The following is an 8,544-nucleotide window of genomic DNA, read 5'->3' as shown; positions in this document are numbered from 1 at the left end:
CGCTATGCCCTCACGCGCCTACCCAAAGCGCGCGCCTATCTGGACAATGGCTCTCTGGAGCTGGACAACAATTGTGCCGAGCGGGCAATGAAGCCTGTAGCTCTTGGAAGGATGAATTATCTCTTCATGGGCTCGGAAGGGGGCGGAAAAGCAGCGGCAATCGCCTATACCCTCATCGAAACCGCCAAGCTCAACAGTGTGGATCCCCAAGCCTGGCTAACGTGGGTTCTGGCTCAAATCGCTGATCACAAGATCACCCGCCTCAACGATCTCATGCCGTGGTGTTACGCTGCTAAGCCAGCGTAACAGGGCCTATTTCCGTTTTGTAGGTCGGGTTCGCCGGACGCACACGGTATTGATCACAAGCGATTTGCTGCACCCGCGAAGGCAAATCGTGTGGCGTATAATTGCAATGGGGCTCTTCGGTATGAATTTTTATTACTAAAAAAACAGTCGCCGGGAGAGCCTGCACTGCGGCCAGTATGTAACTCTATTTTTTGAAAGGTAATTCGTATCGGCAGTTTTCTGCTGCTTGGAGTACTCGTCAGTATGATAGTTTATTACTCTCCCACATCAAGGTGGAACATTAGCCCCAGCTGTTGCAGTTCGAGCAGATACGTGATGGCGGTTACAGAACAGGTCGGTTTAGTGAAAGTGTACATGTAAAATCTCTGAAACTATCGGTTAGAAAAGGCTTGGTTGCTCGAACTCGAACGGGCTTTTCTCAACTTGCCGCCTATGGGCTGCGGCCTTATCGGAAAGCTTGTGTGTGGGGATGTGAGCCAGGCTGGCAGTGGTTTGCTGCCACTGAGCAAGCCCAACAGTGGAGAGGTCTTTTTTGATGGCTTGCCGGAGCTCTAGATCGCTCAAGTTGCGCCGCATGAGGGCTGCGACTACAAAAGCGCCGTCCCACATTTCAAAACAGTTGTCGAACTTGCGGCTATCTTCACCGCGCAATAGAGCTTGATGGGCGTAGTCAACGCGCTCGTTGAAGCTGGGAAGTCTGTAGGTCATAGACTTGATTGCCTGCTGGTAAAGGGGGCTGAGAAAGTGTTCGTGGGCCTAATTGATATAATTGAAGACCCATGCCTTGATGCCGTGTTGCTCCAGCACCTCTACAAAGGCACGACACGCTTCCTCATAGATGATGCGCGATTGCGTTCTTGGTCCCTGACAAAGAGATAACCGCCAGCCGCCTTCAGAGTGCCGATCACCCATCCCGCTTTGCTTTAAGAACCGTGCAAACGCGGATTGACAATCATTGATGACAACCCATGCTCCCCCGCAATCGGCCTGATCTTTGCAAGCTCTATGCGCTCTGATAGCTGCACTGGTGGCCGCATCATAGGCCATGTCCAGAATCCACTCAGGAGAACCCTCAGGCAGCAATGGCGAACCTAAAGACGCTTGCCTTTTACAATTATGGTGCTGTCAATCACGTCCAAATTACTTTGATAGGTTTCCAATATGTCTGGAAAGTTATCGATTAGAAATCCAGCTGCTTTGCGGCGCGTTTCTTGGGTAAGCCATATGTCCAGCTCCATTGCGCGGGCTTCTATAATCGGACACAGGGCTTCAAACTTCATGATCGTGTTTTCTGCCGGAGGCAATATTTTTGGTGCGTTGGGAACGCCCATAATCCAAGCATGATTGACTTTAAAAAATTCAGCAAAATGCATAAGCAGATCAAACGGTGGTGTGAAGTCTCCCCACTCATATTGGCTCAATCGGCTTACGGAGAAGTCAAACAGCTTGCCCATCTGAGGTTGTGTGAGCTTGCGCTCTTGTCGAAGCTCTTTGATCCTGCGCCCAATAATGTCTGCACGTCTGCTATCGATCAAATTCAACCTCAAACTTTACAAGCGTTATGAAATTGCGTTCAGCCTCATTCCATAAGATTTTAGCAATCTGAGGTTGTTTATCTGCAATCTATGCTTCCTGCAACAATATGTAAGACATACGGCCAGGTTCATTCAGCTCCATCCGATAGCTTGAGCCACTCTTCAGATAATCAGCTTATGGGTGAGGGAATTTATCTAATACGCTAGGTTTCTTCAACTCATAATTCCGTAATGTCTAATGCTAAGCTCTTAGCTGAGATTACAAACCTTTTTATTCCAAACTCCTCAATCATTCCGAACTACTTTATTCCGTCACATGTGGTGGTACAATCTATTCTGCATACCAGTATCCAACTCATGAGAGCAGCGCTTAAATGTCCGACAAACCATCTCTTAGTAATGCCCCAACAGATGATCCACGAAAGCCATCTTTCGAGATCCTTGGCCCCGTTCATAAGGGTATGAAGATAAAGGGCACCTATCCGCCACGGATGACAAAAGAGACTGTTGAAAAACACGTTATAGGCCCATTCGGCGGACGTTTCGAAGCGTTTGGAAATGGCGCGTTTGTCTACATCTGTTATTCAGATTGATTGCCGCCAGCACAGACTAAACTAGGTGTCTCTGCTCATTAGCTCTCACGCATCTTGCTCATGACGGAGAAGGGAGACAAGCCCATCATTCAAGTCGCCTCATCATGGTCATCATAAGCAACCACACGCGCCAAAATATTATGAAGTTTTAACTCTTCAACAAAGGCGTTACAGCCTGCCTCATAAGCGCAGCTGGACTTATAAGGCAGACCTAGAAGAAGTGACACCTTCCACCCTCCGGAGATCATAGCTTCTCCTACTCCCTTAACCTTCAGGAGGCGCACAAATGGAGCGTTAAGGTCATCAAACACAACATAAGCTCCACCTTCAGAAAAGTAGTCGCCGTTTTCTTCGACAAAAACACTTGTGGCCTCCAACGAAGCATCCCATGCAGCATCCAGCGCTTCAGAAAATGAGATTACATCCCTGCGACTCATAGTGTTCTGTTTGGTTGGAAAATTGAGGATCTTTGCACTCATTGTCCGGCTCTCCTGACCTGGTAAGTAAGCAGCCTCAATGTGAGGTCCGCCTTCACTTTCCTTGTCATTTGGAGCCGGTCGGTTTGATCAAGGTCAGGGCGACCGAAGGGGACCGGCTGCACGAAGCGCAGCGTAGGAAGCTGGTCGCACTGCCTGCTTGCAGGTTGCCTTGAGCAAATTGAGCGGGGACTTAGTTATTGACTAACTGTGCTGCTTTACGTGGTCGTAACTCTACCTAATAAGATCCGATGCAGCAGTCATAACCCCGCGCTACGATATCTTATCAATCAAGCAGATATGCCGAGGATGAGACTATGGATGCCAAAAGTAATTTACTTGAAACCATTGAGCCAGGACTTTGGATCACGAAGAATTTTGCTTTTACCGATGGTCCGGACGTGGATCGGTCTGTCTGGACAAGCCCTATCTGGCATTCTGGTTACAACCCGTCTTTTCTGGGACGCACGGCACTGCGTAACCCAACTGACTTCAAAGGCTCAGTTGGCTGCACACCTGTCGAAAATGGCCGCGCTCAGTTGAGGCTTAGCACATACAACCCACTTGACCCGAACCACACTAGCCTGCTCGGCGCTCAGATCAATACAATCAAAAAATGGGGACTGAGCCGCTACGCGAAGGTCGCCTTTCACGCGAGAGTCATATGCCCTACCTTGATGCCCAAAGGTGCTGTTGCCGCCTTGTTTGCCTATAACCTCCTCAATCAGGATAAAGATCAGAGAGATGAAATAGACTTTGAGCTGATCTCAAAGTACTGGAACGACCCAAAGCCGCAGATCAACACAAATGTTTTCCTCGACAGCAGCCGAGGCACAGCTGTACAAAACACCATTCATCAAGTGTTCGGCAATCCTATTGATCTGCATATCATCTGGTCATCAACTGGCATCCAATGGCTTGTCAACGGAGTTACCGTTCGAAAATCCTCTCAGGCTCCTCAGTCCGACATGAGCCTCACTCTCAACTTCTGGGCTCCAAGTGCAACAGGATGGACCTGGGCCTATGACGCCGATTTGCAGCCTTCAAACGCGCCTGGACAGAGTTGGACGTTTCAGGTTGCTTCTGCATCTGTTTCATACGTCACCTTATGAACGGAGTGAGTGCGATGTGGGATCTCGCAGATCCCGCTGAGCACCGGCCACTAGCTCAAGTCGTTTCACGGGTTACAAGAAGGCGAGAGCTCCCCTCGCCTTCTCTTTTCAATCCTCATTGAGAAACGCTACGAGATTTTCCATTTTATGAAGTGACAAGCTCCGGATCTCGACTTCGCAATATTCGCTGTCTGCCCTGACTTCAATCGACCCACTAGCTTGAGGATCAAACTTGCGAATGGCTTTTGTCAGCTTGTATCTGCCAAACATGTTGATTTCAGCTTCATTGGGCGCAGCTCGGTTTATTGTCTCTGCAATTTTCCGTTTTTTTCGCTCGTGCTCTGCGACTTCGGCCAACGCTTTATAAGCTCGGGGAAGTGCGGGTGTGACGATATCGCGGTTGATTTGAGAAAGGACTTGCTGAGTTTGTGTCGTAAATCGTCCTGGCGCAAAGGTTCGCCGCAACTCAACATTCTCATCAGGCGTGGCATGCGGTTTCAGGTCTCGCCAATAATGGCTATCTCCCAAATCCTGACGCAAGTTGGCCGTCACAACTATCCGTCTTTTGCTTGAAAAAAACCTGATAACCAAAGCTCCAACCTGAGATTCAACAGTGACGAGGTGATCTTGGGAGAGGATCTTACCCTCTCCCTCGAAAAGCAGCTTTGCAACTGGCATTACTGTATCAGAAAGGGTCACGCTGCAGTCTCAAGAGACGCATAACCAAAATGCGCTTTGGATGGGCGAACGCTGCCGTGACGTTCGCGGATCTGGTCCATTGAATACCGGCCACGGCTGCTAGAACGCCAAGCTGCAGGGCGGTAGTTCCACTTTTTCTTTTTGGATGCATATTTGAAACCGGCTGCTTTCAGGGCGTCTTTGTGTTGCTTGGTGTTACCGCTCACCCAGATCCACGAACCGCAAATTTCAATCTCCAAACCATCCAGATTGATAATCGCGTTCAATGCCGCGTTGAGTTCTTCCCCATAGTTGCTGTTTGTGGCCTCTTCAGTTTCGGTGCTGTCGGCATTTTTTAGAGCATCATAAGCAGCGTTTACGAGTTTCATCATCTCACCGCCTGCAGCGCTGGCATCTGGGTTTAGATCTGGATGGTATTTCTTGGCCGCTGCTTTGTAGGCCGCTTTGATTTCGTCCTGGCTCGCACCTGAAGACAGGCCGAGGATTGAAAGGGCGTCTGAGATAATCATGTGTTTTGCTCCCGCTTGAGATCCGTTTCTTTCTTCTTGTCGAAGACAGCGGGGGGAGCGGTGCAAGGATCGGAAGGCCGGAGGGGTATCACCCACTTGAGCGCAATAGCGCGGAAGCCGACCTGCAGCTGCAGGTCGAGTCCTGCACGCAGATTTGCGGTGCCGGTCTGCCGGCACAAGCAAAGCTAAGGAAGGATGGGGAGACCGGCCTGGAGACCGCGAAGCGGCTTTAGTCCTTGCTCCAGCGATGGGGCGAAGCCCCTAGCTGATTTCCTGACACAGGATGAGTTCTGAAACTGCTCGTAAACAGCGCCCATTATCCCTTATTTATCGGGGGCTATAAGTGCTGTCTGCTAAGATTATAATTGATGCCGCAACCGTAATATTCAAGCGGGAGGTAACCCATGAGTTTCATTAAGACAATTGCACCAATCATCTGCGCTTTTTTTCTTGTAGCAAGCCCTGCATTGGCAGATGGCGAAGAGACATTAGTAGATTTAACAACAAAGCAAAACATCGACAACGAGATGCAATTCTTGGATGACTTCATCCAAGGTTTGAAACGTGACCGAGATGGGGCAGGTAACCTATCTTTTGGGCAGTGTATAGATCGTGCGCGGGCTGCGAGAATTGCATGTCAGCAAAGAGCCGTTGACGGTGTTGGTTCCGAAGAATGCTACTACCAAGAAGACCGCGCAAGGGAGTGGTGCGCCCGAGCATGGGGTAACATCCTCCCATAAGATGAGGTGGGATTAACGCACTTTACGTAACAAGTGTTTCGTCGCTACAGCTAAAAAAGGCCGTAGCGACCCACCAGCGCTGCAGGAGACTAAGAAAGCTGAATAGCTGTACCGGCTTGAGATTATCGAGGGCTGGGCTTGAGATCGTAGTGATTTTGAGCTCAAGCTACGTGAGACTCTAACTTTGCTTCGGCTCAAATTATCTGAGAATGAGCGCACATTACGTGAGACGGGCTCATGTTGCTGAGACTGAACTCATTTCCCAGAGAATTAGAAGCATGCGCATGCCCAAAACAACGAAAGGATAGTGCACCCTCAACCAACTGCCCTGAAAGAAGCCTGCTTGCCCACTGGGCGCATCCTGTGGTGCGGCCCAGCACTGCCTTATATGTCTCGACCTCTCACCCAATGATGGTCAGGCACATCAAATGACATAATTAAATCCGAAGCGTGTTGTTCTTGATCTTGGTGACGTTTGATGAAGTCTACTAAATAGAACATGCAGGCGCGTGCTAAACGTAAGGACTTCATTGCCCCATCAAGAAGTTCATTTTGCTGGAAGTGACCGACATGGCTTTTTTCTGCATCTTCTGGCGCAAAGGGAAAGTCATGAACGGATAGAAATCTATGGGTTGTAAAATTTCTCAACGATGTAAGATGTGAAAGGTATCCGTCTTCATCTTCGTGCAAATCACAAATAATTTCTAGGAAGACACTCATCATATTGTTTTTTGACGCAATTTGCCTCAGGACTTCCTTATGCGTAAGCTCCCAACTACTTCCTCCCTTTTTCCTCCGCCAAAATGCTGTTTTTTTGAAATGAAAGCGTTCAGCGCTTGGGAGATCTAAGAGACACGCTATAATGACAGAGATTTTTTCCAGTATGTCTAAAGCCGTTTTTTGGGCGCTCGCCATAGCGGCCACATTAATTCCATATGTTGCGTAGTCCAAAGTATCTGAGTAGTTCGCTGTTTCTTCAAAACTCTCATTAGAAGCCTCAAACAAAACACGGCGTGCTAACACATAGTCAGACTTGATTATGTTGAACATTCGGAAAATGTCGGGCGGCTTGCTCCCAGAGATTCCGACACCTCTAAAAGATGGGACAGATAATAGGTCGTAGCGCTTTTTGTTGTACTCTTCTGGACTACAAAAAAGTGACAGAGCTAGATTGTTTTTTTGGACCCATGTTTCATAGGAATCTTGACTGCTGGTCTGTTCTGGTAAATTGAAACTCGTCCTATGCTCAATCAGCTTTTGGGCGAACTCAACATGTTGGTTACCGGCCAAATCTGCGAGAACATCAAGGTTGTTCCGAATAGTATCTTCGAGGAAAACGCTTCTGCGGTATAGCGAGTTAGTTTCGGCATAAAATCGATACCACTCATGTTCATGAACGATGAAGTATCTTAGCTGGTCTATTAGCGACAGTTCACCTACTGCTGCTACCGCATTGCGAGGCATGATATCTAATGCCTCGTTGTAGTAATCAAGGGCTTCAATGTAACGCCCACGAACCTTGAGGTGGTTCGCAATGTTTGTTGCTGCTTGGGAGCGAAGTTGAGTGGGGCTGTCTTCGGAAACCAGAACCTTCCCATAGTAAGATCTAGCCTCACTATTGCGCTTTGCACGTTGGCTTTTCGACTGGTGTATCCTTTTGTAGACCTCAGAATATGCACTCAGTCCGTTAGCTAGGGAATAGTAGTGAGCGGCGGCCCCGTTTCCAGCGCTACATTCTTTCTTTAGAATAAGAATGCCTGCACGGATTAAGTACGGTCGATTTAAGCTAATACCCGCGTCAATGTAAGTATCAGCTTTTTGCTTTTGCTCAGTTGGTGAGCTGCCTAGTGCTCGTACATGCTCTACAGCTTTTTCTGGAGAATGATCCAGCAACTCATTAATCACTAAATTCAAAGACATTTAAAAGTGCCGTAAGTTCTAAATAAGAGGTGACTCTGCTAATTCGGGTAGTTTTTTATCTTGTTAAGTGGGTCTGCTCGATCCAAGTCTACATGTACCAACCTGCAATCATAATCCATTGGGCTTGCAATCATCGCCATTTTGAGCCCGAATTAAATGACTTTATCTGGGGGCTCAAACCCACATTAATTGCGAATGAACCCAGATTGCTTGCGACCAGCCTGCAATCATAAGTCCGAACCCACATTAGTTGCGAATGGCGAAAACAGCGCTCTCAATCAACAGCTTAACCCCGCCTTTTACTTTTTATAGCGCGCGTCCTTTACTGATCAGTATCACAAACCCTCCAGAAACCCGTTTTCTTCAGCGGAATACATACGATGATTTCTAAACAGAGTAGGCAGACAAAATTATTCAATGAAATCAGGGCGTGTGTGCAGCGATCTAGTCCGTCTGTCAAACCACCGTTTGCTATACGGTCCAAAGACAGCTCGGAGCCCCTTTGCTGCCGTTCGTCGGCGCATAGGCATTCGCAAGAGCAGCATGTAGCTGGTGACCACAAGCATGCGTAATCGGGCTCGTCCTTCACGAGAGGTCAGCTCCTGTTAAGATCGCAGCATATTGCTGCGAGGATGGGAGAGCACCATGGAATAC

General features: G+C 48.4%; 11 protein-coding genes. 4 read left to right on the top strand and 7 right to left on the bottom strand.

Annotation, left to right across the window (positions count from 1 at the left end; all coding sequences use genetic code 11):
• Positions 1–306: transposase domain-containing protein (locus tag PPL9_RS18235; protein WP_152986750.1), on the top strand; the 306-nt coding region annotated here is incomplete at its 5' end.
• A 378-nt stretch (positions 307–684) separates the two neighbouring features.
• On the opposite strand, the gene PPL9_RS18230 is transcribed toward PPL9_RS18235, so the two are convergent.
• From PPL9_RS18230 to PPL9_RS18220, 3 genes are read right to left on the bottom strand one after another with little or no spacing between them, the layout of a single operon-like run.
• Complete coding sequence (locus PPL9_RS18230; RefSeq protein WP_057464029.1) at positions 685–1,014, bottom strand: hypothetical protein; 330 nt, start codon at positions 1,012–1,014, stop codon at positions 685–687.
• Between the two features lie 48 nt (positions 1,015–1,062).
• Positions 1,063–1,353: a hypothetical protein gene (locus PPL9_RS18225; protein WP_057464028.1), complete on the bottom strand. Its 291-nt coding sequence runs from the start codon at positions 1,351–1,353 to the stop codon at positions 1,063–1,065.
• Positions 1,354–1,397: 44 nt separating this feature from the next.
• Entirely contained in the window at positions 1,398–1,841 is a 444-nt protein-coding gene (locus PPL9_RS18220) for a helix-turn-helix transcriptional regulator (protein ID WP_057464027.1), read from the bottom strand.
• A gap of 374 nt (positions 1,842–2,215) precedes the next feature.
• On the opposite strand from PPL9_RS18220, the gene PPL9_RS18215 reads away from it, so the two are divergent.
• Positions 2,216–2,434: a hypothetical protein gene (locus PPL9_RS18215; RefSeq protein ID WP_057464026.1), complete on the top strand. Its 219-nt coding sequence runs from the start codon at positions 2,216–2,218 to the stop codon at positions 2,432–2,434.
• Between the two features lie 89 nt (positions 2,435–2,523).
• Here the strand turns inward: PPL9_RS18215 and PPL9_RS18210 are convergent, their stop codons facing one another.
• The gene (locus PPL9_RS18210; RefSeq protein WP_057464025.1) at positions 2,524–2,913 is read right to left on the bottom strand and encodes a hypothetical protein; all 390 of its coding nucleotides are present in this window, start codon (positions 2,911–2,913) and stop codon (positions 2,524–2,526) included.
• Between the two features lie 314 nt (positions 2,914–3,227).
• On the opposite strand from PPL9_RS18210, the gene PPL9_RS18205 reads away from it, so the two are divergent.
• Positions 3,228–4,022: a glycoside hydrolase family 16 protein gene (locus PPL9_RS18205; protein ID WP_057464024.1), complete on the top strand. Its 795-nt coding sequence runs from the start codon at positions 3,228–3,230 to the stop codon at positions 4,020–4,022.
• Positions 4,023–4,130: 108 nt separating this feature from the next.
• On the opposite strand, the gene PPL9_RS18200 is transcribed toward PPL9_RS18205, so the two are convergent.
• Positions 4,131–4,721: a hypothetical protein gene (locus tag PPL9_RS18200; protein WP_057464023.1), complete on the bottom strand. Its 591-nt coding sequence runs from the start codon at positions 4,719–4,721 to the stop codon at positions 4,131–4,133.
• Entirely contained in the window at positions 4,718–5,230 is a 513-nt protein-coding gene (locus PPL9_RS18195) for a J domain-containing protein (RefSeq protein ID WP_057464022.1), read from the bottom strand. The genes PPL9_RS18200 and PPL9_RS18195 overlap by 4 nt, the downstream gene beginning before the upstream one ends.
• 404 nt (positions 5,231–5,634) lie before the next feature.
• Here PPL9_RS18195 and PPL9_RS18185 point away from each other — a divergent pair, with 404 nt between their 5' ends.
• Complete coding sequence (locus tag PPL9_RS18185) at positions 5,635–5,970, top strand: hypothetical protein (protein WP_057464020.1); 336 nt, start codon at positions 5,635–5,637, stop codon at positions 5,968–5,970.
• Positions 5,971–6,354: 384 nt separating this feature from the next.
• Here the strand turns inward: PPL9_RS18185 and PPL9_RS18180 are convergent, their stop codons facing one another.
• Complete coding sequence (locus PPL9_RS18180) at positions 6,355–7,890, bottom strand: LA2681 family HEPN domain-containing protein (RefSeq protein ID WP_057464019.1); 1,536 nt, start codon at positions 7,888–7,890, stop codon at positions 6,355–6,357.
• Positions 7,891–8,544: the final 654 nt, after the last annotated feature.

Source organism: Pseudovibrio sp. POLY-S9, from assembly GCF_001431305.1.
Classification (GTDB): Bacteria; Pseudomonadota; Alphaproteobacteria; order Rhizobiales; family Stappiaceae; genus Pseudovibrio.
This window is presented reverse-complemented; position numbering and strand designations above follow the sequence as displayed.

Coding starts and splice junctions, on each gene's coding strand:
- PPL9_RS18230 (WP_057464029.1), bottom strand. CDS start 1,014: ATGACCTACAGACTTCCCAGCTTCAACGAGCGCGTTGACTACGCCCAT.
- PPL9_RS18205 (WP_057464024.1), top strand. CDS start 3,228: ATGGATGCCAAAAGTAATTTACTTGAAACCATTGAGCCAGGACTTTGG.
- PPL9_RS18180 (WP_057464019.1), bottom strand. CDS start 7,890: ATGTCTTTGAATTTAGTGATTAATGAGTTGCTGGATCATTCTCCAGAA.
- PPL9_RS18185 (WP_057464020.1), top strand. CDS start 5,635: ATGAGTTTCATTAAGACAATTGCACCAATCATCTGCGCTTTTTTTCTT.
- PPL9_RS18210 (WP_057464025.1), bottom strand. CDS start 2,913: ATGAGTGCAAAGATCCTCAATTTTCCAACCAAACAGAACACTATGAGT.
- PPL9_RS18215 (WP_057464026.1), top strand. CDS start 2,216: ATGTCCGACAAACCATCTCTTAGTAATGCCCCAACAGATGATCCACGA.
- PPL9_RS18225 (WP_057464028.1), bottom strand. CDS start 1,353: ATGGCCTATGATGCGGCCACCAGTGCAGCTATCAGAGCGCATAGAGCT.
- PPL9_RS18195 (WP_057464022.1), bottom strand. CDS start 5,230: ATGATTATCTCAGACGCCCTTTCAATCCTCGGCCTGTCTTCAGGTGCG.